Below are 23701 nucleotides of genomic sequence, written 5' to 3' on the forward strand. Positions count from 1 at the left end.
TGGTAGTTGACGGACTTCACCAACTTCAGGTTGGTACGGCTAGGAGGGGGCAGGTCAGGTCATCGCATCGTGCGCGGGCGCTTTATCCTGCTTAGTTTGCATCCGCGCCACTTGCGTACAGGAGAAGGTGAGCAGGCTGGAGATCAGGAAATCAATGCGGTCAATGTCGCTGAATTTGCACTTGTTTATGCCGCCGTAAACCAGAACAAAACGCTGAAGCGCATAACTCCTATCAAATAGCTGATTTCTAAAACAAGAAAGTTGAGTAAAAGAAGCTATCATATGTAAATTGTTCCAATATTTGTAGCGGTTTTGGACCTCGAATAAATCAATTCGATCTTGCGGTATGCGTTGATACAAGGCAAAACATGAGTAGAAATGTTGGAGTACTCGGGGTCACATCATCTGCGTGTCGCTGATTGCTTTTACAGGAAGAATTTCAGTAGTTGGCTACCCAGCGCTGAAGTAACTCCACTAGTGCCAAGAAAATTAATCAAAGAGAAAAATATATATGAAGTTGATTTGTGTCAGTTGCATTCTTTTGAGCGTTCTCGTGGGATGTGCCAAGAATGAAGCATCTTGCAGCGATGAGACTGCGACATCAGTTGCTAGATCTTTGATCGCATCATCGTTGGCAGAGAAAATTGAGACGGAAGTTAAAGGCACTAAAAAAGATGTGGACACATCTGCGATCAATGCCTTGGTTGCACAATTTAAGATCTCTTTAGGAGATATTAGAACATCTAAAAAAGATCCAAACAGTAGCAAGGTATTTTGTTCAGCAACAATTGGGGTTCAATTTTCGGAAGCAGTTATTCAGGATGCGGACAAGGTGCGAAAGTCCATTAGCTACAAACCATCGACTGAATTCGTACGAGATTCTGGCCTGAAATTTGAAGCTTACAAGCTGATTGGTGATTTTGAATACTCTGTGCAACCCACTGACGACGGGAAAAAAGTATTTGCTGAGCTTCAAGGTAATCAAAAGCCGCTTTTGATCGCCGCTGAAATTGCATCTTCTGCCCTCTTGAAAACAGTAGTTGAATCGGCAGAAGCACTAAAAGCCAGTGAAAGAGATGCCGCACAGGCGAAAATTCAGCAGGCTGAAATTCAGAAGCAGCAATCTGAAACTGAGCAGCGGCAAGCAGAGGAAATACAGAAAACCCTGAGAGCAAAAAATGCGAGCCTGCAACTTGAAGAGGCGCAATTAGCAATTACTCAAGCGAATGCCAAAATTAATGTCGCTTGGAATGCGATTAGTAAAATCGAACGTGAAGCCATGTTGCCTGAACAACGCGTTTGGTTGAAACGACGTGAATTGGATTGCAAGACCAAAGGAGTAGCAGAGCAGGCTACAGACTTGACTGCACAAGAAACTGTCAGACTTTTATGCGAAGTAGAAATGACACAAAAAAGAACCGACTATTTAGATCTAAAACTTTTAAAAACATCTTGATGAAATATTGAAATACGGTCATAAGTCAATGTTATTTGAGATTTAGATTTAGATTTAGATTTAGATTTAGATTTAGATGGTTTTTCAGCATTTACTTAGGATCTCAGCAAGATTTAAAAGCGTTGATCTTCGAGATAGTGAAATGATCTAGCTACTCACTTATAAAAAAACAAAATAACATTTGCGTATGAGCTTTAACTTGCATGTGGTTTATTACTAATGCCTGTCAATATTTAATTATGAAACATTTTAAAATATCTTTTTTTATCACGCTCATCCTTTTGGGATTAGGAGCATTTTGGGGATACGGTTTAGGTGGAACAACAGGTGCACTTCAAGCTTTATTTGTTGTTAGCATTCTCGCTGTCATGGAGGTCTCTCTTTCTTTTGATAATGCTGTTGTTAATGCATCTGTTTTACGCACATGGAATCCATTCTGGCAAAAACTTTTCTTAACTGTTGGAATTATTATTGCGGTGTTTGGGATGCGTCTAGTATTTCCGATATTGATCGTCTCAATAGCCACCGGCCTGGGGTTGCTCGATGTCATGACAATGGCTCTTAATACACCCGAAGAGTATTCCCGGCATTTAACAGCCAATCATGCACAGGTCGCCGCCTTTGGCGGATCATTTCTTTTGCTGGTCTTTTTAAATTTTTTATTTGATCAGGAAAAAGATTTACATTGGCTGGGTTGGATTGAAGAAAAGCTTGGTAAGCATGGCAATGAAGGATTATCTACACTGGTGGCAATGCTGGCTGTATTTGGCTGCATGACACTGGTACCAGAAGTGCAAAAACTTTCAGTCCTAATGGCTGGCATAAGTGGTATTGCCGTCTATTTAGCTGTTAGTTTTCTAAGCGGTTTGCTTGAAGCTGAAGAACATGATCCAGTGATTGGCACAGCTATTAAACGGGGCAGTATTGGCGGTTTTCTTTATTTGGAAGTTCTGGATGCCTCCTTCAGCTTTGACGGCGTTATCGGTGCATTTGCCATCACGAGTGATGTCGTGATCATCATGCTAGGGTTGGCTATTGGCGCGATGTTTGTACGTTCAATGACGGTATTTTTGGTTCATAAGGGCACCCTAGAAGAATTCGTCTACCTAGAACATGGTGCGCATTACGCTATCGGAATTCTGGCACTAATAATGCTAGCCAGCGTGAAGTTTCATATCTCAGAATGGTTTACTGGCTTGTCGGGCGTAGCCTTCATTTGCCTGTCTTTGTGGTCTTCAGTTCATTACAAGCGCCAGAGGGCCATGGAAATCAGTTATTCCTGATTCTCGAGATAATCTTTTTATTCAATGGGAGCAATTAACAAATGGCAATTAGTTTGCAAAAAGGCGGTAACGTCAACCTTTCGAAAACAGACCCCAATCTCAAGCAAGTGCTGCTTGGCCTTGGATGGGATGCACGTTCTACAGATGGCGTGGATTTCGATCTAGATGCTAGTATTTTCATGGTCACTGAGAATGGCCGAGTCCGTTCTGATAGCGATTTCATTTTTTATGGTCAGTTACGCTCACCCTGTGGTTCCATTGAGCACACCGGAGATAACCGCACTGGTGCTGGAGAAGGCGATGACGAGGGACTTAAGATAAAACTTGACCAAATTCCCTCCGTTATTACCCGGCTGGTGGTAGCCGTTACTATTCATGATGCACAAGTACGTAAACAGAATTTCGGCATGGTGCATGACGCATTCATACGTCTAGTGAATATTGAAACCAATATCGAAATTACTCGATTTGATCTGTCGGAAGATTACTCAACTGAAACAGCCATGATTTTTGGCGAAATTTACCGTTATGGCAGCGAATGGAAATTTAAAGCTGTCGGGCAAGGTTATGCGGGTGGTCTGAAAGCGCTTGCTATTCAGCATGGCGTTAATGTAAGTTAAATGCGTTTTTTACAAATTTTTTCAAGGAGATAATTTATGGCCATCAGTCTACAAAAAGGCGGCAACGTCAATCTGAGCAAAGAAGCACCCTCACTCAAAAAACTAGTCATCGGGCTCGGCTGGGATTCACGCGCCACGGACGGTGCTGCCTTCGATCTTGACGGAAGTGCCTTTCTATTGAAGGTGGATGGAAAGGCTCGCTCCGACGCCGACTTCATCTTCTACAACAACTTGAAATCCACCGATGGCTCTGTCACCCACGCTGGCGACAACACAAGCGGAACCGGTGAAGGAGACGATGAAAAACTCACTATCGACTTGGCCATGGTTCCAGCTGAAATCGAGAAAATAACCATTGGTGTAACGATTCACGACGCTGAAGCACGCAAGCAGAACTTTGGCATGGTCGGCAAGGCCTACATTCGTTGTCTCGACGCCAATGGCGACAAGGAAATCGCACGCTACGACCTCTCCGAAGACAGTTCGACTGAGACGGCGATGATTTTTGGCGACATCTATCGTGCTGGCGCTGAATGGAAATTCAAGGCTGTCGGACAAGGATTTGCAGGTGGTCTCGGCCCTCTGGCACGCTCTTTCGGCATTGGCACTTAATCAGTCCGCGAGACATGACACGGCTCGTTAAAGGTCAACGCTTGAATCTTGGGGACCTCGTCTAAACAGGCGCCTTTCGAGCAGGTCTTGCCGTACAGGGTTTGCCTGTTGATTTCGACTGTTTCGGGCTGGACACTGCCGGCAAACTGCCTGACTGGAAACTGCCGGCACCGGGCAAGTCGTCGTCTAGGGCTGTGGCTCGTGATTCCAGCTTGAAAGCTTGAAATCGCGCTGGGCAAGGACATGATTATCGACAACTCCCACGTCATCTGCTGGGACAGCACCTTGGGTTATGAAATTTTCGAGACCACCGGCAAAACTGGTGGCGGCTCAGACGTAATCCTAGGCAACCTAGTCAACAGTTCAAGAGCGGTGAATGCATAGTGCTCCGCTTCAGTAGCGCAGGCAAGATTTTTGTGTGCTCAAGCAATCGCGATTCGTTTGTGGAATGGATTAAAGAAATAAATGTCCCGCACAAAGTCTAACCGCTGATCGATGTATCCACATAGCCACTTCATCTCGTTCATCTGCAGCGCCAATGCTTCGCAGACAAAACCCATTTTCGACAATTTATTTAATCAATCAAGGAGCACAACATGGCAGTCAATCTGCAAAAAGGTCAGAAGATATCCCTTGACAAAGAGGCTGGTGTCAAACTGACAAAAATCATCATGGGATTGGGCTGGGATGCCGTCAAATCAAAAGGTTTTTTCGGCATCGGTGGCTCGACGCCAGATATTGATCTTGATGCATCCTGCATCATGTTTGACGAGCAGGGTACCCAGATTGATTCAGTGTGGTTTCGTCAATTGAAATCCAAAGACGGCTCCGTCATTCACACCGGTGACAACCGAACTGGCGACGGCGACGGGGATGACGAGCAAATTATTGTGGATCTGACTCGCGTGCCTGAACGCGTGAAAAGCCTGGTGTTTACTGTCAACAGCTTTACCGGGCAGAACTTCTCAAAAATCGAAAATGCTACCTGCCGCATCGTCAATGCCGGCAACAACAAGGAAGTTGCCCGCTTTAACCTGACTACCTTGGGCGCCCATAACGCACAGATCATGGCCAAGATTTACCGTCATGGAAGCGAATGGAAGATGCATGCGATCGGCGAGATTGGCAATGGCCGCACTTTTGAAGAACTGATGCCGCAGATCACCCCACACTTGTAAGTCACCAGTGAAACGTGTCTGGTTCAATAAAACTTTTTCTTCTGTCGGCTCGGCCATCCGCTTGATTCGCGAGGCTGATGAGGCCGCTGACTACCACCTTGTCTGCAGCAGCACCAATCCGCATGCACCCGCTTTCCTGGCAGCGCATGAATCAGCCGTCGAGCCAAGCGGTTTGAAAGGCCAGGCCTACCTGGACTGGTGCCTTGAGTTTTGCCACGAGCACGGGATTGGCATTTTTATCCCCGGCAAGGAAGCTAGTCTTTTGAGCGCCGAACGCCAACAGTTTGAGGCGCAAGGCACACGCCTGCTGTGCGCCGCCTCGCAGGACATGCTGCACCTGTTGCATGACAAGGCGCAGTTTTATCAGAGCGTCAACTGCCTCACGCCACCGGCTGCGTTTCGTGTCGTTGAAACGGCGCAGCAATTCGAAGCGGCTTACCGCGCGTTGCGAAAAGAGCATGCGAAGCTGTGCATCAAGCCCTCGGTGTCGGTGTACGGCCTGGGGTTCAGCGTACTCGATGAAAAGCGCTCCAGCGCGCAGTTGCTGCTCGAAGGCGTTCAGTACCATATTGGGCTGGACGACTTGCGGCGCGGTTTTGAGGTCATGGAGACATTTCGCACCATGCTGGTGATGGAATACCTCGACGGACACGAATTCAGCGTGGACTGCATTGGCGACAACGGACGGCTGGTCTGCGCGATTCCGCGAAAAAAACCGCAGCTCGCCGGTCAAGGCCAACTCATAGACATGCGGGAGGACATTCTGGAAAGTACCCGTCAGTTGACGGCCGCTTATGGCCTGAACGGCGTTTTCAATGTGCAGTTCCGCGAAGGCCAAAACGGCCTGGGCCTGCTGGAGATCAACCCGCGCATGTCCGGCGGCATTGCCATGGCCTGCCTGGCCGGCCCCAACCTGCCTTACCTGGCCCTGGCCGGATTTGACCGGGGTTTTGATGGCCTGTCGATTCCGCCGATTCGGGCCGGCGTTCGCGTGGGCGAACTTTCATTGGCGACGGAACTGCCGTGAGCGATCTTCTTGAGCCGCCGCTGAGCGGCGAAGCGGCTCTGGCCGTTGATGAAATGCGGCGCGTCACGTTACCCACGGGCCTGATGGAAATCAAAGTCGATGCCGGGCCGTTTCGCCTGGACGATCTGATCGGCTTTGCTGCGCGGGCCAACACCCGGCGCGGTTTTCTGTTTCTGAGCAAGGTACTGGGCAAGCACTGGCCGGTCACGCCGCGCCTGATGCATGCCATCCACACCGAGCTGGCGGCGCGAGTGCCAGCCAATTTGCCGGGACCAGTGATTTTTATTGCCATGGCCGAAACAGCAATCGGATTGGGACAAGGCGTTTTTGAAGCGTACAAAACCATGCATCCGCAGCGCGAGGCCCTGTTTCTGCACACCACGCGTTACCACGTCGGCGGCATGCCCATCATCGAATTTGAAGAGGCGCACAGCCACGCGCCGAGGCAGTTTTTGCACCGGCCGGGCGACGTGGGGCTGCAACACATATTGCTGAGCGCGCGCGCGCTGGTGCTGGTCGATGACGAAGCCAGCACAGGGAACACATTTTTGAACTTGAGCGCCGCCTGCCGTGCCCTCAATCCAGCGATTGAGCATATCCATCTCGCGGCCATCACCAATTTCATGGGGCGCGAGGTCAACGAAGCCCTGTCCGGGCGCTTCGGCCTGCCGGTCACCGTGGGCGCGGCGCTCAGCGGCGAATATGCATTCACCGTCGGCCAGCTACAGCAGGCCGACGGTGCAGCCCAGCGGTTCGAAGCCCATGTTGATAGGGGTGCCAGCGCCTGTTTTGGCAGGCTGGGCCTTGATCGCCCGCTCAACCAGCCAGCCGCGCTGGCCGGGCGTCTGAGCGCAGGCATCGCCCCGAGCGAGCGGGTGCTGGTGCTGGGCACAGGCGAATTTATGCACATGGCTTTCCTGCTGGGGCGTGCGCTGGAAGCCTGCGGTACCAACGTCGTTGTGCAGTCCACCACCCGCTCGCCGATCCTGCAATGGGGCGCGGTCGGCCACATCCTGAAGTTTTCCGATAACTACGGCGAAGGTGTGGAAAATTTTGTATACAACGTCGAGCCTGGCCAGTATGAGCACGTTTTCATCTGCCACGAAACGCCACCCAACGCGGCGCTGCAGCAACTGGCCAAGGCCGTCAAGGGCCGCCTATTCCACTTTTTATCCGAGAGCCATTGTGAAGAAATTCCTGTTCGTTGACTTGGACGACACCCTATTCCAGACGCCAGGCAAATGCGCGGACGAAAAAGACCTGCACCCTGCAGCTTATCTGAAGGACGGCTCCGTCTGCTCCTTCTCAACGCCGCGCCAGCGCGCATTTTTCGCGCTGATGAACAAGGAAATGACGCTGATTCCAGCCACGGCGCGCAACCGCGACGCGCTGAGCCGCGTTGATTTACCGTTTTCCAGCCACGCCATCATCGACTACGGCGGCGTCGTGCTGACCCCCGACGGCGCGCCCGATGGCGAGTGGCTCGACCTCATGCGCGCAGACATGGCGCTCGCGCTGGGCGGCCTGAAGGAAGCCATCGACGTGATTGACCGCTATTCGGCCAGCGTGGGTTTAAAAGGCCGCGCCCGCCTGATCGAAGACTACGCCACGCCGTTTTACATCGTCGTCAAGGATCCAGACAAGCAGGCCGAGCGCTTAGAGAGCATCGAGCGCGAAGCCCTGACGGATTGGATCGCCAGCCCAACTGGCCAGGATTTTTACATCCACCGCAACGGCAACAACTTGGCCGTTCTGCCCAAGGCGCTGAACAAGGCCCGCGCCGTTCACTATTTACGCCAGAAGCTGCAGACCGAGCATGGCGACATCATGACGCTGGGCATGGGCGACAGTAAATCCGATGCGCGCTTCATGGCCGCCTGCGACTACGCCATTGTTCCCAGCGGCACCCAGCTCTCGTCCCTGACGGTGGGGGCGCTATGACATTTTGCGGAAGCTACCGGCCCAGCGATGTCACGTTTTTGCTCAAGTGTCTGCCGCAGCTGCCGTTCGTCGATGTGGCGCACAAGGAAAAATTAATTCAGACCGGCGTCCGGCACTACAGCGAAATGCTCTCGCCCGAAGCGCTGCCATCGCCGCGCTACCTGGAGGTTTTTCGCAGCGCCTGCGTCGCCAATCAGCAGCAGATGGCGCGCGACTGCCTGACGCTAGCCGCACTGATTGCGGCGCGGCGCAGCGGTCCGATCACGCTGGTGTCGCTGGTGCGCGCCGGCACGCCGGTAGGCGTGATTCTCAAGCACCTGCTCGGCCAGGTGATGGGGCGCGAAGCGGCGCATTATTCCGTTTCTATTGTTCGGGACCGGGGCATTGACGCGGTGGCGCTTGGCCACATTCTGAAGCAGGGCCATGCGCCCGAATCCATCGTGTTCGTCGACGGCTGGACTGGCAAAGGCGTGATCTCACGGGTGCTGGAGCAGGCCATGGAGGACTTTAACCGACAACACGAGGTGAGCATCGACGCTGGCCTGTATGTGCTGTCAGACCTAGCCGGCACGGCCGCCTGCGCGGCCTCGTCTCTGGATTACCTGATTCCGTCAAGCATCCTGAATGCCACTATTTCGGGATTGGTCAGCCGGTCGGTGCTAAACGACTCCATTGGCGCCAGCGATTTTCACGGCTGCGTTTATTACGATGCCTTCGAAGCGCATGATCTGTCGCGCGAATTTGCCGATGGCCTGGTGGCCGAAGGCATCGCGCAAGCCCAACGCGAAGGCCAACCCTCGCCAGTGCCTGTTGACCGCGCTCGCGCCGCCGCCATTTCCGCTGAATTCCTCCAGTCAACCACGGCCCGGCACCGCATCACCGATGTCAACCTAATAAAGCCCGGTATCGGCGAGGCCACCCGCGTGCTGCTGCGCCGGGTGCCGCGCCTCTTAATACTGCGGGATCCGTCAGCGCCGGATGTGGCGCACCTGAAGGTGCTGGCCAGTGAAAAGTCGGTTCCGTTGATGGTCGACGCAGACCTGCCCTACCAGGCCGTTTCCCTTATCCAGAGTGCATTAGATGGCTGAAAAGAAAATGCTCGGCGCCTCGCTGTACGTGCCCGCCACCCACAAGGATCTGTCACAAATTGCCAATGGTTGTTTGCTCGGCCAGGTGCGCTCGCTCATCTTCTGCACCGAGGATGCCGTGGCTGACAGTGAATTGAGCTACGCCTTGTTCAATCTGTCGCTGGCGCTCCAGCAGATGACGCCTCGGCCGGGCACAGACCGCTTCGTTCGGGTCCGCAACCCGGACATTCTGAAGCGGGTGCTCCAAATGCCTGGCTCGCACAAGCTGAGCGGCTTCGTGCTACCCAAGACTACTCGGCACAACTTCGACGCTTATTTCCGCCAGATCCGCAAGACTAGCCATCAGCTGATGCCAACGCTAGAGACGGCCGAAGTCTTTGACGAGGCGGAAATGAAGCTATTTCGCCAATGCCTGGAGGCGCCCGGCGTGCGCGAGCATATTCTGGCGCTGCGCATCGGCGGCAACGACCTGCTGGCCTTGCTCGGCATCCGGCGCCCGCGCAACATGACGATTTACCGCACGCCGCTCGGGCCGGTGATTTCCCGGCTGGTGACAACCTTTCTTCCCTACGGCTTCGGGCTGACCGCGCCGGTGTGCGAGCACCTGGACAATCCAGCCTTGCTGGCGCAAGAAGTGCAGGAAGACCTGGCGCACGGGTTGGTTGGCAAGACCGCCATTCATCCCAGCCAGGTCACCCTAATCGAGCAGCACTACCGCGTCCACCACAGCGATATGGAAGTGGCGCTGCGCATCATGGACCGTGCCAGCCCAGCGGTATTCAAACTGCATGACTCGATGTGCGAAGTCGCCACCCACCGCACCTGGGCGCATGGCGTCGTCGAGCAGGCTCGGGTATTTGGCATCAACCCCGGCGACGCCAACGCCAGCCTTTCTGCCTCTATCCTGCATTTGCAGCAGGCCAACCCCGACAAAGCTTAAACATGACTGATTTTTCACGCGGACAAAAAGGAAAACTCGCCGACATGGGCTGCACGGGAGCATTTCCCCTCCTGCTGAGCCTGACCTCGCAGGGCATGGACATCGACCTCAGCTGCTTTGGCCTGGACGCCGGTGGCCAGCTCTCCGATGATCGCTACATGGTGTTCTTCAACCAGAAGTCCTGCCCCGGCGGCGGCGTGACGCTGGACATCGGCAACGGCTCAGCGACCTTCACCACCGATGTCTCGCGCCTGCCCGAGTCAATTCACAAACTGGTGTTCACCGCCTCCCTCAACGGCGAAGGAACGATGCGCAAGCTCGGCGCTAGCAGCTTGCGCCTGGGCAGCACCACTTTTTCCTTTTCAGGCGCCGACTTCCAGGATGAAAAAGCCGTGATCGTCGGCGAGATTTACAAGCGCGAGGGTCTGTGGCGCTTTGGCGCGGTCGGCCAAGGTTTCAACGGCGGCCTGTCCGCGCTACTCAAGCATTTTGGCGGCACCGAGGCGGCGGCTTCTCCCGCCCCGGCTCCGGCGCTCGCTGCAGCACCAGCATCAGCACCAGCATCGGCCCCAGTCCCGGAGACCCAAAAAGTGTCTTTGTCGAAAATCACGCTCGAAAAGCGCGGCGACAAGATCTCGCTGGAAAAAGCTGGCCGCCAGGGCTTTGGCCGCACGCGCGTCAACCTGAACTGGAATCAGTCCTCCACTCCTGCCGCCACCGAGCCCAAGAAACAAGGCTTTCTAAGCCGGGCGATGGGCAGCGTGCAGACCCGCTCCAGCGGAGGCATTGACCTAGACCTAGGCTGCATGTTTGAGTTGACAGACGGCACGCCCGGCTGCGTGCAGGCGCTGGGTAACAGCTGGGGAAGTTTCAGCCTGCCACCTTATATTCACCTCGACAGTGATGATCGCTCTGGCACCAGCACGGGCGGAGAAAATATCTTTATCAACGGTGACCAGTTCCCCCAGATCAAGCGGGCGTTAATCTTTACCTTCATCTATGACGGTGCGCCAAACTGGGCCGCCACCAACGGCGTGGTCACCATCGAGGTACCGGGCCGATCGCCTGTAGAAGTCAGGCTGGACAATGGAAGCACCGCCTCGATGTGTGCCATTGCGATGATTGAGAACAAAAGTGGAAATCTGGAAATCACCAAGCTGGTGGAGTATTTTCAGCAGGTGGGCCTCAAGAGCACCCATCAGCAGATCAATGACCGCTTCCGATTTGGCCTGCGCTTCAAGGCTGGAAGCAAGGATTAAAACCGAGTGGTCAAGCGTCCACCATCTGTACCACGGCGAGACGTCCACCCTCCCCTTTGGCCAGGAGAATTTGCAAACCGTCTTTCAACTCGACCTTGCCGCCCATAGGAATCAATGTCTTCATCGAAACATCCATGAGGTCGGGAAGCTGCTCATTGACCAGCCACCAAGTGGCGTTGTGCAGCACGAAATAAGCGACACGTTTTTTCTGGCCCTGGGTGAGTCGTTCATTCGGTGAGATCAGGTTATTGACATGCCAAAGAAAGAGCGATTGCCCCGTCCACACCATCAGCCTATGGTTATCGGGACGGTAACTGTCCTTCTGGCGTGAAGAGTAAAGGTTCAGAACGGGAAGTTTGCCCCTGTATGGCGTGCTGCAAAATGGGCAACAGGGCTTGGTGGAGTTGTCGAAAACATACCACTTCTGGGTGCAGTCCTTGTTATGGCAGGGCTGAATGAGATCGACCGTCTTGATTAAGGCGGTTTCCCAGTCATTGGCCGAAGGCCTCAAGGAAGGCTCGTGAAGACCGGTCACAAAGGCTTGAAAGAACAGCGGTGAGAGGTAGGGTCCAGTGACGGTGTAGGGTAACTTTGAAGTGTCCGCCCAGGGAAATTCGGCAGGTTTTGCATCAGCAACCTTGATTCGGTTGCTGGTGTCGCTCGGGTGTTCAACGAAAAGGGCTTTTTCGCCCATAGACAGCGACTCGTCGCGAATATCATCGTCAACGTCGTGAACCTTGCCACCGCGCAATGGGTGGCGGTACAGTAAATACATGTAGAGAAGCACTGCCAAGGCGTGCTGATCCGTTTCGCGCTGTGGCAGTTTTCTCTGGGGATCTTCCTTGGCAAGGTGGCTGGTCATCACCACCTCTGGGGCAATGAAGTCGGGCGTACCCACCACATCTGGCGGATACTTGCCAGGCACCACTAGGCCGTCCACGTCAATCACACAGGCACGGCCACCCGCAGGGTCAACTAGTACATTTTTATAGGATAGATCTGAATGGGCCAGGCCCATCATGTGCATTTTCTTGACGGCCCTTGAAATCAGGATGCCCATCTTGAGGTAACTGAGCCAGTCGCCAAGTTCACGGGGGTCCATGAACCGGCTTCGGTGGCTCGCAGAGGTGAACCACTTGCCCTCTTTTTCCTTACCCTTGATGCCTAAAGAGTCGTCGGTTTTCGAGCCAAACTCCATGAAAAAATGAGGGGGATAGGTGGGCGCCACCAGCCCTAGCCTGCCCTCGTGTTCCAACGCTGCGCTGGGCCAGCAAAACAGGTTTCCCCAATAATCGCCGCCAGCCTGGCTAAAGAGGGTTTCCCGGTATTTTCCGGTGATCATCTGCAAACGATCCTTCGCCTGCGCATCCTGCTGGGTCTTGAAAAAGGCCACCACATAGGATTTGTCCGGGGAAAAATAGACGTCCTTCATCGCCCCGGAGCCAATAATCTCATCAACGTATTCGACATACTGCCCGTCGAATGTCCGGCATTGAACAACCTTGGCCATCAACCGCTCCTAAAAATGAAAATGACGGTTTTGCAGGCTACCCGCATGATGACTGTTGGGACTGCCACTGTTAGAAATTTCCGGTTCAGCAGGCAGTTACCAGAGGACTGCAATGGTGCGGTCATCGTGGTGTCCTGGGGTGAAGAAATGAAGCCATTCGAGCAAAGCCTTTTCCGGCTCGTGCGCAGCAAGCAAAAGATTGATTTCGTCCCACAATCCATCCCACTTCGCAGCGTCAGCCAGGCCGTTGTCAGTCTCAAAGCGCGGGTCTGAAATTCCATCGGTCATCAGCACCACGGCCGTCAGATCGGAATAACGCCCTAGCACTAGGCGCTTGCCAAATCCCTGATCAGTTAGCGCGGCGCTATCCAGGAAGCGCGTCTGGCCGGCGAACTCCCCGCTGTCAGGCATGCCCATAAGCCGGACTTTGCTTCGCGGCCCATAAGCCGCGATGGCCCCGTCGCCCATCCAAAAGGTCGCTAAAAAAGTATCGTTTCCGTCCCGCTGGACTGCGGCAGCCAGCAGCGTCGTCGCATACTCTTTCGGGGGAACGCCTTGTAACTTCGCCTCCTGCTCGATGGACTCAACAGCTAGTTTGCTCGCCTCCTGGAAAAGAAGGTAAAAAGGCGTGTGCATGGCTTTGCTCGCAGCCGTCATGTCGGTAGACCAGCCCGCCAGCGCTTGTGTCATCTCGGCGCCAAATGCACCTGACAGCTTTGACGCAATGTGATTCCCGGCTGCTGCAACTGCCAGCTTTGAACCCCAGCGGGAGCTTTTGGCACTGCCAGCGCCGTCAGCCACCATCAGCACGCTCCAGCCAGATGACGAATCGTGGTGAACAAAAAAATCGTCGTCACGGAATGAGCCCACATGCTCGTGTGACCGCCCTCGCCGACTCGCCGCTGCGATCTTGAAGTCAAGCCCGGCAATGAGTGTTGCGTCGATGTTGGGCTTGAAGTAAGGATCGTCTGCCGGTGGGTCTATCTGCTTCCAGAGGCTGCGTGGGTCAGGATTCACGAACAGACAGCACTCGCTGGTGTACTCCGTGCTACCGCCCAAGGTCCAGCGTACTTCCACCTTACAGTCGCCGGCCACAGCCGGCATCCCCCTCAACTCGCACGACTGTGCGTCAAACGACAGGCCTGTGGCCGTGTTCGCTCTGGCATCAAGAATCATGACCGCTTTTCCACTCGGGTCTTTGCCCTCCAGCTTGCCTGCATAAGGTTGTCCTGCTTTCGCATTGGGCAGGTGAAAGCTGATGCGAGGATCTGCAGGTTTTCCCAAAGGCGTATTCGTTGCAGGAATATGCCCCGGCCGCATGGTTTGATGAATAGGCGCCGAGCCCTCTGGCTGGGTTGGCGCTGAAACTGGCTTAAGGCTTGAAGCTGTCGGTGAAACTGGAAAGGCGGCCTCAACTGCCAGAGGCAGAATCGGCGAGGGAATAGAAAACGGCTGCACAACCGATGAGGGTGGGGGAAGCGATATGTGTTCCAGGGAGTTCTCACTTTTTGCGGAGAATGCTTGAGGCGAAAGGCATTCAGGATCGGGTTGAGGCAGCTCTGCTGGAGCGATTGAGGCTTCTTTTTTATCAACTAAAGCCGGCTGAGCATCTTCAGAACACAGCCACATGGCACGCAGATCACACAAATATTTCTCTGTGATCTCCAGCACTTCCCGGCTCTGCATGAAGGCAATGATGTAGGCAGGCGCTGCAGTTTCTCCTGCATCAGCCAAAGAATCAATCCCTTTACTGGCAGCTTTGCCCAGAGAAAAAAAGGCGTTGATAAACGCATCTAGCTGTTGATGTCGTTCGTTAGATGCTGGCATGGTCAGCCTCTGCCTCGCCTGACCTCGAACCCACCTTCATCGTCTGGCCCCAGCGAAGAGAACGAGACGGTTTTTTGACACCATGGACAAACCACTGACGCTGCATCGTTCAGGCATAAAAGCTTTCCGCACCCACAGACGGCAAAAGCCGTGTGCGCGCCGCAGTGAGGGCAACCCGGCGCTCCAAATAGCTCCGAGGTGTTGACCTTGAGGTCAACCGTGCGCGGATCAGACCATTCAAAATAATCCTCTTCCAGCGGATAGCAGCCGGCAATCTCGTACCTGGAAACCTGGACCTTGAAGTCCTTCATGACGACATCTTGCATAGCTTGCTCGTATTTGATGATGTAGGGCCGGCTGGTTTTTTGGCACCGGCCGATCAGCGTCACCACAGTTTCATCGGCAATCGTTGAAGGAGGCTCCATGATGATTTTCATCACGCTCTTGTCAAGAATGCGCAGCCCCTGAAAATCTGTTCCATCTCCGACGCTTTTGCTTTGCACTACTACGGAAGCTGTCACCCAGTTAATGAACTTCTTAAAGTCGCTCTCCTTTATATCTTCAAAGGAAATGACATTCTCGGTGAGGCGCCGCAGCGCCGTAAAGTCGACTGAACGCCCCAGACCTATGGCGATGAGCGTTGCCTTTTTGGCATAGTGAGAATTCCACCGTTCAATTGCTCGACTCGGGTTATCGGTAGGACGGCCATCGGTGACCAAGTAGATGATGGGTCGCCAGTCGCCCTTGCGCTCGGCCGTCGTTTTGATCACTGATCTGTCGATTTCACCCATCAAAGCGTCCAAGGCCGATCCCAGATTCGTGCCACCGCCGAGAGGAAGTTTCGGAGGGTAGAAAGACACGATTTCAACCAGCGGCGCAATGGTTCTGGCCACACCCGCAAATGCGATCACTGAGAAAAAGACAGTTTCCAGCGCCTGCGGATCGGTGCGCAGCGATTTGACAATCGCAGCGACGGCACCTTCCATTTTTTTTAGGTTTGCACCCACCATGGACTCGGAACAGTCGAGGACGAAAAACACAGGCAAACGTCTCATCTCAGCAGCCTTTTTTGTCAAGGTTTGATATCAAACAATCAGGCCGAACCACAAATAGTTCAGCCAGCCAGATAGGCAGGCGTGTCAAAAAACCAGTTGAACCTCTGGCGGCGGCGGTGGCAGTGAAACCTGCCCTGACAATCCCGCACTGCTGCTGCCAATAGCGACGCTGGCTGAGACCCACTTAAAGAAGCCCGAGAATGCGGCCGCATCCATGGTGTCCATCGTGACCACTCGATCGGTGAGTTCAAGCAAATGAACTTGCTTGGCTTTGGGGCCGGCCGCGCAGGCGACCACAGTACCAAAGTTGCGCCTTTTGACCTCAGGAATCGCCTCGCGAAAAGCGTGCATGTCCGATGGACTGCCATCGGTCATGAGAAAAACCAGCGGGCGCCAGTCGCCTTTGGTATCCACAGTCGATTTCCTGACTTCCCGATCTACACAGGCATTAAGCAAGTTCAGTGCAGCCCCCATGAAAGTCGCTCCAGAGTTAGGAATGTCAATGCTGGCAAGGCTCACTTGGTCTAGCGGCGTGAGTACAAGAAGCACCCTAGCTTCTGTGTCAAAGGTGATGATCGACAGGTGGACGCTTTCCAGCGCGTAAGGGTCTTGCCGCAAGGTGCTCAGCATGGCCTGGAGTCCCACATTGACCGAGTGGATGGGCTCACCTCTCATCGACCCCGAAGTGTCGAGCAAGATATAAACTGGTAGGCGTCTGGTACTCATGGCAACTCACGCAAACTTTTTGAGCCATTCGACAAACGAGTCGGATGGTGAAGGTGTTCCCAAGGCATTGAATTTCCACCCGTCCGTCTCGCGGACCATTTCTGCAAAGAGCATGGAGCGACAATTTTCGTATGGCGCACCGCCCGAAAGATCAAACCGGACCATCTCGCGCTTCTTTCCATCGACGGCCCGGATGAAGGCATTCTTGACCATGCCAAAGCTCTGTTGGTTCTCAAGCCCCTTGTAGATTTGAACGACAAAAACGACTTTCGCGTACTGCTGCGGCAAATCATTGAGTTTGACGATGATTTGCTCATCATCGCCGTCGCCTGCACCGGTGCGGTTGTCACCCGTCAGCCAGATCTGGCCAGAGTTGTGGTGCATATTGTTAAAAAAGACGATGTCACCATTCATGAGGGTGGCGTTGCCGCCGCTGTCACGGCCAAGATTTTGGACTTTGCCGTCAGCTCCGCAGAGAAACGCGACGACATCTAGGTCATATTCCTCTTCCTTAGGGCCAAACATACCACCTAGGAAACCCTTCTTCTTCTCCTGAATATCCCAACCCAGACCGATGGTGACCATGGACAAATCATTCTCATTTTTCTTAAGACTGATGCCGTGCCCTTTTTTGAGAGAGACTGCCATTTTCTATTTCCCTTATAAAACCACGTTAACCTCAGGCGGTGGTGGAGGCAAATCGCTCAGGCCCGTTACCTCTTTCTTTGCGAGGTCTATTTTTTGACTGCCGCTGGAAACACTGGCTGAAACCCACTTGAAAAATGCTTTGATGGTGCTGGCGTCAGCGGTATTGAGCTGGACAACAATTTCCGTGATTTGCTTGAGGACTGTCGTGTCCGCTCCCGGCCCCGCTGCGCACGCGATAACCATGCCGGTGCGTACTGTCTTGAGCCGCTCCAGCCCTTTTTTCCAGTCATCAGTAGGAGATCCATCAGTCATGATGAAGACTATGGGCTTCCAGTCCCCCTTCACCTCGGCCGTTGTCCTGCCCACTTCCATCTCGATTTTGTCAGCCAGCAACGACAGCGCTGAGCCCAGTGCCGTAGTTCCGGTTGCCACAATCGCTGGAATCTGAAAATTCGCAAGTTCGGTCAGGGGTACGACTTGCCTCGCCTCACTATCAAACGTGATAATCGATAAAAACGCAGTTTCCAGCGCATAAGGATCCTGACGCAAAGTCGAGACCAGAACCTGGACACCATTTTTGACAGCTTCAATGGGTTCGCCGCTCATGGAGCCGGAAGTGTCAACTAAGAGATATACAGGTAAACGCCTCATGAAACTAATCCTTTAATTAATAAAAATCTACTCTTATTTGACCGTTAATCCGTAAGTTTGGCGTTCACGACGGCAACTCTGCATTCTGTTAATTTATCAATCTTTATTGAATCAAAAATGGTTTGAAATCATTTTTTTTCAAAGCTAAATTCTTTAAAAAATTACCAAACAATGCCGGATTTTTATTGGGTCCAGGAAGCTATTTCTGGCCACATCCTCAACCGTTCTTCACTAAGCGAAATGCCTTTATGGGAAAAGCATATTTCTGATTTTTTTAGCATCACATTTTGGTATGCAAAAACACTTAATTGTTCCAGAGCCAATAACTTTAATATAGATATTAGCTCCAAACAATAACTCATCAATTTTAATATTTCGAACGCTACCTATCCCAAATAAGTCCTCATCTTCTCCGATTAAATACCAGTTCTTTTTCTTAACACTAATGCGTTTTTGAATTAAATCAACATTAATCCTCCATGGACTTAAAATAGAAATAAAATTTCCGGATGCAATCAAACTAAGAGTTGAAGATTTTGTATCAAAAATTGGCATAAATTTTATTTACCTCTCATTAATATAATTTTGACCTATTTATTTGTCTTTATCGACTAAGTCAATAGTTCGCTCTTTTATCTTTTGCAGCAGTTGAACTTGAGTTCGTTATTACCTTGCGGCTGTAGGTCGATACGGCCCATCAGGAATCGCGTCAGGTCCAAGAATAAAAACCTGCTGATTGGCCTGTTGAGTCAGCGGCATATAGTTGGGTGCAGCGCGCGTGACGGCGGCGTTGACGACCGCGACAATCAAGGTTGCCAACGGATGCCCGGCGTTGTTGCTTTGCGGCTGGTACTGCATACGCTTGTTTTCTTTCCATAATTCGGTACCGTCCTTGCTCACCAGTCGGTAATCGAATTCCACGGTCACGACGGTCGTGAGCAGCGCAAATTGCGCATCCCAGCGGTTGATCGACACATAAAGCACAGCGTCAGCGTCAAACAGCTTCGCCAGGGTTGGCGTCGACTGTTGGTGAATGCGCTCCCCCTCGTAGTAGCCTTCTTGCTCAAGCACGTACTTGGTCGTGTTGACCGGGAAGACGTAGTAGCCTTTTTCCGCAATCGGAACCGGCAGGGCTGCCAGCACGTAGTTGGGCGCATCGACATCGAGCGACTTGTTGATGGTGGGCACCACCAGGATGGAGCGCGGCGCGGCCGCCTGGAACGCGCTCATGTCTTTTTTGGTCGGTTGGGTAACGCAGCCCATCAAGAACACCGACACCAAAGCGCAGAGGAAAACTCTCATTTGGCGGCCTCTACTTTGGCTTGCTGGCGACGCTCAAGATTCTGAATCATGGCGGTCATCAATCCCTTGCTCTCGGGCCAGGCAGCACGCTCTTGCGAGTACAAGGCGATCGCCTTGTCCGATGCGCCAGACTGCAGGTACAGCGTACCGAGTTCCGCATAAAGCCCGGGGGCGACCTTTTGCTTGGACGTTTCCATGGTGGCAATGTGCTTTTCCAGTTGCACGCGCAGAGTTTCCATCTTTGCCGGATCCTTGTACCCGGCATAAAGCGCCTGGTCGTAGCCGCCCCATTGGTACAGCGAAGGCGCTGCGCACCCCGCAAGAAGTGCCGCGATCGGCAAGATCGACAAATAGCGCATCACATTTCCTTCAGTTGACGATGAAGGTGCGATTGACGCCATCACCCGCATAAAACTTTTCTTGAAAAATCACCTGGTTGCCTGAAGCGATGCTCAGCAAATGGGTACCGGACAAAATCCGAAGCGAAGCGGCACCTTCCAGGTAACTTCCAACCGGTCCCATGTCCAGACCGTCGAGAATGACGCGGGCGCTGCGGGTCTGCTCATCGGGGGCCTTGAAGGAAATCTGCGGACGCATGTCGGAGATGCTCTGCTTTTCTGTGGGCATCTGGGTGCAGGCGCTGAGCGTGAGCATGCCGCCCAAGCCAGCAGCCATGCTCAAGGTCATGATGGTTTTCTTCATTATTTGGCTCCCTCGAAACGAATGAGCAACTGCTCGGGCTTGTACCCGGCCAGGGAACCGGACGCGATGGACGCGACAGCGCCTTCGTTGAGTTCGCTGTCGCCAAACAGCGCGTCGACCCGGATCTGCGCGATAGCCTGACCTGGCAGCGTCACCATGGCCCCTGTCTGAGGGGATTTGACTTGCTCACCCTGGGTCTGGACAGAGAACTGCATGCCGGGCTTGACTCCTTGGCTCTTGCCGCCGCCTATAAAGACGCGGTATCCGTCAACCTTCAGCAGATACGTCTGCCAGGGCCGCCCGCTCATCTCCACCGACAGGCGGTTGATGGCTTCGGCAACGGCCTGTCGGATAGCTGCGTCATTGAGCGTGCCGTCGTAGCCTGCCTGCGAGCCGAATCCGAAGGTCGATGCTGTCTCCGTGGATGCTTCGCCGGCACCTGAGGTAGCGAAAAACACATGACCCGTGTTCACGTCAACCACCCGTATGTCCACCTTGGCAAAAGCGACCTGTCGCTTGCTGGAGGACACAAAGCCTGTGGCGCCAATTGCCTTGCGGCCAAATTCAGTCAGTGATCCAATGATCAAGGCGTCAACCCCGACGATGTTGAGCTTGGTGTCGGTCAGCCGGCCCTCTGCTTGGATGCGGCCGATGTCCGGCCGCTCAAAGACCAGGTAAGCGCCCGACTCCGTGAGCGCCTTGCTCATCAGATCCGTCACCTGTTTGCCCAATGGATCGTCATGCCGATCACGCAGGAGCGACTGGCCGTAACTGGTTTCGTTGGTGATGCGGCCCAGCGCGATTTTTCTTTTCAGTGTCGGGGTGGCGGGCGCCTGCGATGCGACGGCCTGCTGGGCAGCTTTTTGCGTGGCCAGGGACTGTGGCGCGTCTTTCTGGGCAACGGGCGGTGCCTGTACTGCGCATGCTGTCAGGCCTGCGGCCAAAATAATCAGAAGAGGCTTTGTCACATGGCAAAGCTTCTGTTTTGGAAACACGCAACTCACTTTTATCATTTTTTTCTGCTGGGTAGATATTGTTCTTATTTTTAGAACAATTTACCAATGCTAACACTTTACTGGAGCCAATAAAGCATTGGCGTGTCAGCTTTTATGCATGCCCAGCTGAATGCTTTTAACGCAGGCTGGTAGGGGGAGTTGGTATGAAAGACAGAGCAGCCTTGACGGTGTAAATCACCAGCAGCGTGCCACTCAGGTCACCGATGAACATGACCAGGAAACCCTGCAGAAGTCCTTCTTTGCCCTGCAATGCGAACCACAGGTGCATCAGCAGCGGACTTGCGACTGAATAAGCGACGATCAGGAGCAGAAGCCGCTGGGGTGTGAGCGTGGCCAGCGATGCGTGCAAGCCATAGCGGTGCTGCGCGCCCCGGTAAACTAGGTAGGGACCCAGCGCGGCCAAAATGCCGCCGGCAAACGACCGCACAGGGTCATCCGGGAAAAAGTAGAAAAAGCATACGAGCCACGACACCAGCAGCAGTCCGATGGCTCCAGCTTCGGCAAACAGCAAGGTGCTCAGCAGCCGAATGCCAGCAGGTAGGTATATCCAGTTGATCCCGCGTGCAAATTCGAAGCGGGTGAACAGCCACTCATTGATGGCCAGCATCGCAACGAAAAGCACCATCGTTGCAGCGACCATCAGGGCCTGTAGCCGGAGCTGCGTCGTGTTCATGCGGGCCCGGCCAAATTGAACTAAATTGTGTAACGGTATCCAACCCTGAGCTTAACCTGAAAGAAGAACGTTTGAAAAATTTCACGAAATGAAAAAGAAAATAAAGTCCTCGGACGTCTACCTGCGGTTTTTGCACTTGGCAGAAGCCATACGCGGGCTGCCCTCACTGCCGCCACTTGACCCCCTCGAAGAGCGAATCCTCGCCTTGGTCGCGCGTTCTGGCGAGCAGGAGGAACGGCTGTGCGTTCGGGACATGATGGCCAAGGAACAACTCGGCGCCCCCGCCACCATCCATACCCGGCTCAAGTCAATGCGTACCAAGGGCTGGATCATGCTGTCCGATACCGAGGACGCCCGGCGCAAGCAAATCGAACTGACGCAAGAGGCAGTGCGCTACTTTGAGAGGCTGTCGAGGTGTATGCTGCAAGCTGCTAAGGATAGCGTCTAGGCTCTGTTGACGTATCAGCGCAGCCACAACAAAACCGCAGAGAAGGCCAGCATTTCCATGAAATGGCTGGCTTTCTTCTCATAGCGGGTGGCAATCCGGCGAAAGTATTTGAGTTTGCCAAACATGCATTCGATGACATGACGCTCCTTGTATTGGTACCAGTCACAGCTTCGTTGCATCTTTCGATTTGCCTTGGGCGGTATCACCGCCGCAATGTCACGCTGCCCGAGCCAGTCGAGCAATGCATTGGCGTCATACCCCTTGTCAGCCAGCAGCGCGCCCGTGCTGCCAATATCCGTCATGAGGGGAATCGCTTGGGTGACGTCCGCTGCCTGGCCTCCCGTCAAAATAAAGCGCACGGGCAAGCCCAGTGCATTTGTCAGCGCGTGAATCTTGCAACCAAAACCGCCACGCGAGCGGCCCAGCGCCTCGGCAGTCGCGTTGCTTGCGGCCGCGCCCGCAGCGCATGCATGAGCCCGTACTACGGTGCTGTCGATGCAGACATTCTCCAGGTCAGCCTTGGCTTATACATGGGCCAGCATCTTGTCCCAAACTCCAAACCGGCATCAAACAAGCAAAGCGCTTGAAGACGCTGTTCCAATGCCCAAGCCTGCCAGCCAACAAACGCCACTGGGCACCTGCACGCAAAATCCACAGCACCGCCTCGACAAATCGGCGGCAAGTGGCCTCGCATCCCACCCGGATGCCAGGCGTTTTCTTCAGCCTGCCAATCAGGTGAACCCATTCGCCATCGCTCAGCTTGCTTTTGTCCATGACGTGACGGCTCGAAAGCTCAAGATTCTACTTTTCGCTACCTCAACAGAGCCTAGGGAATCGAGCAACGCGGTCCCAGCGCAGTGCCCGGGAAGGCCCTGCAGTTTTTTTATTCCGACATCACACCCAGGGAGATTTCACTGATGACGCACCATGCCCAAGTCCGTAGCCGCCAGCGCGCCATTCCCGGCCTTTTGATTGACCTGCTGCTGCAGTTCGGCGTGAGCGAGCGCGCAGGCAACGGCGCCTCGAAGGTTTTCTTTGACAAGACAGCGCGCCGCCGGGTGCAGGCCTATGCAGAACCCCTGGCTTCGCTGCTGGAAGACCACCTGGACCTATACGTAGTTGTGGCTGCGGACAGCAGCGTCATCACTGTGGGCCACCGCCTGGAAAAAATCCGCCGCCACTGAACCGAGCACTCAAAGGACCCTCGTGAACTTGACCATCAACACCGCCCCAGGATTTATGCCAGCCAGCGACTTTCAAACACTTCGCCCCGGTCATCCGCTTGCTCACCAGCGCCGAACTCGATGGCGCGCCTTCGCTCAACGCCAAGCTTCGCATCGCCCAGGACGCACCGCTTGAAGTCTGTTACGCGCCCTTTGATTACATCATCACGCCCTTGCCGAAGTTTTTCTGCATCCTGACCATGTGTGTGGATGCCTAAGGCTCGCAGGAACGTTCGGTACTCGGCCTATGCATCTGCAAAAGACCGTCAGCCAAGTGGCTCGGCAAGAGTGATGCACTGATGGCGTTGCGAAAAATCGACAAGGAGGGCTGGATTCACTGATATGGTTCATTTTCACGAACAGCCAAGCTCGTTGCAACTTACAATAAGCTCATCATTAAGAGATGGGTTGACGCCCACACCAACCTGCCATTCGGGGCAAGGTGGTTTGCTTTCAAGCAGATGTGGCTCCTCGAAGAGCAACCAAGCCGGCAGCGTCAACCCTCCCCACAACCGG

29 protein-coding genes and 1 riboswitch are annotated in these 23701 nt (G+C 53.8%); of the genes, 14 read left to right on the forward strand and 15 right to left on the reverse strand.

What is annotated here, in order from left to right:
- Nucleotides 1–54: 54 nt before the first annotated feature.
- Nucleotides 55–282: a hypothetical protein gene (locus PNAP_RS23840; protein ID WP_041377766.1), complete on the reverse strand. Its 228-nt coding sequence runs from the start codon at nt 280–282 to the stop codon at nt 55–57.
- Nucleotides 283–511: 229 nt separating this feature from the next.
- On the opposite strand from PNAP_RS23840, the gene PNAP_RS26495 reads away from it, so the two are divergent.
- From PNAP_RS26495 to PNAP_RS23895, 11 genes are all read left to right on the forward strand, one after another.
- Nucleotides 512–1456 carry a lysozyme inhibitor LprI family protein gene (locus PNAP_RS26495; RefSeq protein WP_011798440.1) on the forward strand — a complete coding sequence of 315 codons (945 nt, stop codon included), beginning with the start codon at nt 512–514 and terminating at the stop codon, nt 1454–1456.
- Between the two features lie 239 nt (nt 1457–1695).
- Complete coding sequence (locus PNAP_RS23845; RefSeq protein ID WP_041377801.1) at nt 1696–2739, forward strand: DUF475 domain-containing protein; 1044 nt, start codon at nt 1696–1698, stop codon at nt 2737–2739.
- A 41-nt stretch (nt 2740–2780) separates the two neighbouring features.
- Entirely contained in the window at nt 2781–3359 is a 579-nt protein-coding gene (locus PNAP_RS23850) for a TerD family protein (protein ID WP_011798442.1), read from the forward strand.
- Between the two features lie 36 nt (nt 3360–3395).
- Entirely contained in the window at nt 3396–3971 is a 576-nt protein-coding gene (locus PNAP_RS23855) for a TerD family protein (RefSeq protein ID WP_011798443.1), read from the forward strand.
- 596 nt (nt 3972–4567) lie between these two features.
- The gene (locus PNAP_RS23865) at nt 4568–5149 is read left to right on the forward strand and encodes a TerD family protein (RefSeq protein WP_011798444.1); all 582 of its coding nucleotides are present in this window, start codon (nt 4568–4570) and stop codon (nt 5147–5149) included.
- A 7-nt stretch (nt 5150–5156) separates the two neighbouring features.
- The gene (locus PNAP_RS23870; RefSeq protein ID WP_011798445.1) at nt 5157–6176 is read left to right on the forward strand and encodes an ATP-grasp domain-containing protein; all 1020 of its coding nucleotides are present in this window, start codon (nt 5157–5159) and stop codon (nt 6174–6176) included.
- Between the two features lie 53 nt (nt 6177–6229).
- On the forward strand, nt 6230–7384 hold the full coding sequence (locus PNAP_RS23875; RefSeq protein ID WP_011798446.1) for a phosphoribosyltransferase domain-containing protein: 1155 nt from the start codon (nt 6230–6232) through the stop codon (nt 7382–7384).
- A complete protein-coding gene (locus PNAP_RS23880) occupies nt 7362–8117 on the forward strand; it encodes an HAD family hydrolase (protein WP_011798447.1) in 756 nt (251 codons plus the stop codon). Before PNAP_RS23875 ends, PNAP_RS23880 begins: the two co-directional genes overlap by 23 nt.
- Entirely contained in the window at nt 8114–9205 is a 1092-nt protein-coding gene (locus PNAP_RS23885) for a cysteine protease StiP family protein (protein WP_011798448.1), read from the forward strand. The genes PNAP_RS23880 and PNAP_RS23885 overlap by 4 nt, the downstream gene beginning before the upstream one ends.
- Nucleotides 9198–10145 (forward strand): HpcH/HpaI aldolase/citrate lyase family protein, encoded by a 948-nt coding sequence (locus PNAP_RS23890; RefSeq protein ID WP_011798449.1) that lies wholly within the window; start codon nt 9198–9200, stop codon nt 10143–10145. Before PNAP_RS23885 ends, PNAP_RS23890 begins: the two co-directional genes overlap by 8 nt.
- A 2-nt stretch (nt 10146–10147) precedes the next feature.
- A complete protein-coding gene (locus PNAP_RS23895) occupies nt 10148–11404 on the forward strand; it encodes a TerD family protein (protein ID WP_041377768.1) in 1257 nt (418 codons plus the stop codon).
- A 10-nt stretch (nt 11405–11414) separates the two neighbouring features.
- On the opposite strand, the gene PNAP_RS23900 is transcribed toward PNAP_RS23895, so the two are convergent.
- The 12 genes from PNAP_RS23900 to PNAP_RS23950 all read right to left on the reverse strand — a co-directional run bounded on the left by PNAP_RS23900 (nt 11415) and on the right by PNAP_RS23950 (nt 21514).
- The gene (locus PNAP_RS23900; protein WP_011798451.1) at nt 11415–12914 is read right to left on the reverse strand and encodes a helix-hairpin-helix domain-containing protein; all 1500 of its coding nucleotides are present in this window, start codon (nt 12912–12914) and stop codon (nt 11415–11417) included.
- Between the two features lie 96 nt (nt 12915–13010).
- Nucleotides 13011–14741 carry a PP2C family serine/threonine-protein phosphatase gene (locus PNAP_RS23905; RefSeq protein ID WP_011798452.1) on the reverse strand — a complete coding sequence of 577 codons (1731 nt, stop codon included), beginning with the start codon at nt 14739–14741 and terminating at the stop codon, nt 13011–13013.
- A gap of 2 nt (nt 14742–14743) precedes the next feature.
- Nucleotides 14744–15796, reverse strand: coding sequence for a TerY-C metal binding domain-containing protein (locus PNAP_RS23910; RefSeq protein WP_011798453.1), 1053 nt, complete (start codon nt 15794–15796; stop codon nt 14744–14746).
- Between the two features lie 84 nt (nt 15797–15880).
- Nucleotides 15881–16522, reverse strand: coding sequence for a vWA domain-containing protein (locus PNAP_RS23915; protein ID WP_011798454.1), 642 nt, complete (start codon nt 16520–16522; stop codon nt 15881–15883).
- Between the two features lie 6 nt (nt 16523–16528).
- The gene (locus tag PNAP_RS23920) at nt 16529–17170 is read right to left on the reverse strand and encodes a TerD family protein (protein WP_011798455.1); all 642 of its coding nucleotides are present in this window, start codon (nt 17168–17170) and stop codon (nt 16529–16531) included.
- Nucleotides 17171–17182: 12 nt separating this feature from the next.
- Nucleotides 17183–17821 (reverse strand): vWA domain-containing protein, encoded by a 639-nt coding sequence (locus PNAP_RS23925; protein WP_011798456.1) that lies wholly within the window; start codon nt 17819–17821, stop codon nt 17183–17185.
- Nucleotides 17822–18067: 246 nt separating this feature from the next.
- Nucleotides 18068–18376, reverse strand: coding sequence for a hypothetical protein (locus PNAP_RS26500; RefSeq protein ID WP_011798457.1), 309 nt, complete (start codon nt 18374–18376; stop codon nt 18068–18070).
- A gap of 111 nt (nt 18377–18487) precedes the next feature.
- On the reverse strand, nt 18488–19123 hold the full coding sequence (locus PNAP_RS23930) for a DUF799 domain-containing protein (RefSeq protein WP_011798458.1): 636 nt from the start codon (nt 19121–19123) through the stop codon (nt 18488–18490).
- A complete protein-coding gene (locus PNAP_RS23935; RefSeq protein WP_011798459.1) occupies nt 19120–19482 on the reverse strand; it encodes a DUF4810 domain-containing protein in 363 nt (120 codons plus the stop codon). Before PNAP_RS23935 ends, PNAP_RS23930 begins: the two co-directional genes overlap by 4 nt.
- A 10-nt stretch (nt 19483–19492) precedes the next feature.
- A complete protein-coding gene (locus tag PNAP_RS23940; protein ID WP_011798460.1) occupies nt 19493–19825 on the reverse strand; it encodes a hypothetical protein in 333 nt (110 codons plus the stop codon).
- Entirely contained in the window at nt 19825–20793 is a 969-nt protein-coding gene (locus PNAP_RS23945) for a CsgG/HfaB family protein (RefSeq protein WP_041377770.1), read from the reverse strand. Before PNAP_RS23945 ends, PNAP_RS23940 begins: the two co-directional genes overlap by 1 nt.
- Nucleotides 20794–20956: 163 nt before the next feature.
- On the reverse strand, nt 20957–21514 hold the full coding sequence (locus tag PNAP_RS23950; RefSeq protein ID WP_049763843.1) for a hypothetical protein: 558 nt from the start codon (nt 21512–21514) through the stop codon (nt 20957–20959).
- A gap of 88 nt (nt 21515–21602) precedes the next feature.
- On the opposite strand from PNAP_RS23950, the gene PNAP_RS23955 reads away from it, so the two are divergent.
- Nucleotides 21603–21962 carry a hypothetical protein gene (locus PNAP_RS23955; protein ID WP_011798463.1) on the forward strand — a complete coding sequence of 120 codons (360 nt, stop codon included), beginning with the start codon at nt 21603–21605 and terminating at the stop codon, nt 21960–21962.
- A gap of 14 nt (nt 21963–21976) precedes the next feature.
- Here PNAP_RS23955 and PNAP_RS28090 read toward each other — a convergent pair whose 3' ends face one another.
- The gene (locus tag PNAP_RS28090; protein ID WP_157040549.1) at nt 21977–22474 is read right to left on the reverse strand and encodes an IS5 family transposase; all 498 of its coding nucleotides are present in this window, start codon (nt 22472–22474) and stop codon (nt 21977–21979) included.
- A 1-nt stretch (nt 22475) separates the two neighbouring features.
- Complete coding sequence (locus tag PNAP_RS28095) at nt 22476–22736, reverse strand: transposase (RefSeq protein ID WP_157040550.1); 261 nt, start codon at nt 22734–22736, stop codon at nt 22476–22478.
- Nucleotides 22737–22879: 143 nt separating this feature from the next.
- On the opposite strand from PNAP_RS28095, the gene PNAP_RS23965 reads away from it, so the two are divergent.
- Nucleotides 22880–23146: a hypothetical protein gene (locus tag PNAP_RS23965; protein ID WP_011798465.1), complete on the forward strand. Its 267-nt coding sequence runs from the start codon at nt 22880–22882 to the stop codon at nt 23144–23146.
- A gap of 98 nt (nt 23147–23244) precedes the next feature.
- The gene (locus tag PNAP_RS27450) at nt 23245–23403 is read left to right on the forward strand and encodes a hypothetical protein (RefSeq protein WP_157040551.1); all 159 of its coding nucleotides are present in this window, start codon (nt 23245–23247) and stop codon (nt 23401–23403) included.
- A gap of 170 nt (nt 23404–23573) precedes the next feature.
- Nucleotides 23574–23681: riboswitch (SAM-I-IV-variant riboswitch) on the forward strand.
- Nucleotides 23682–23701 lie beyond the last annotated feature (20 nt).

Source organism: Polaromonas naphthalenivorans CJ2 (genome assembly GCF_000015505.1).
GTDB lineage: Bacteria > Pseudomonadota > Gammaproteobacteria > Burkholderiales > Burkholderiaceae_C > Polaromonas > Polaromonas naphthalenivorans.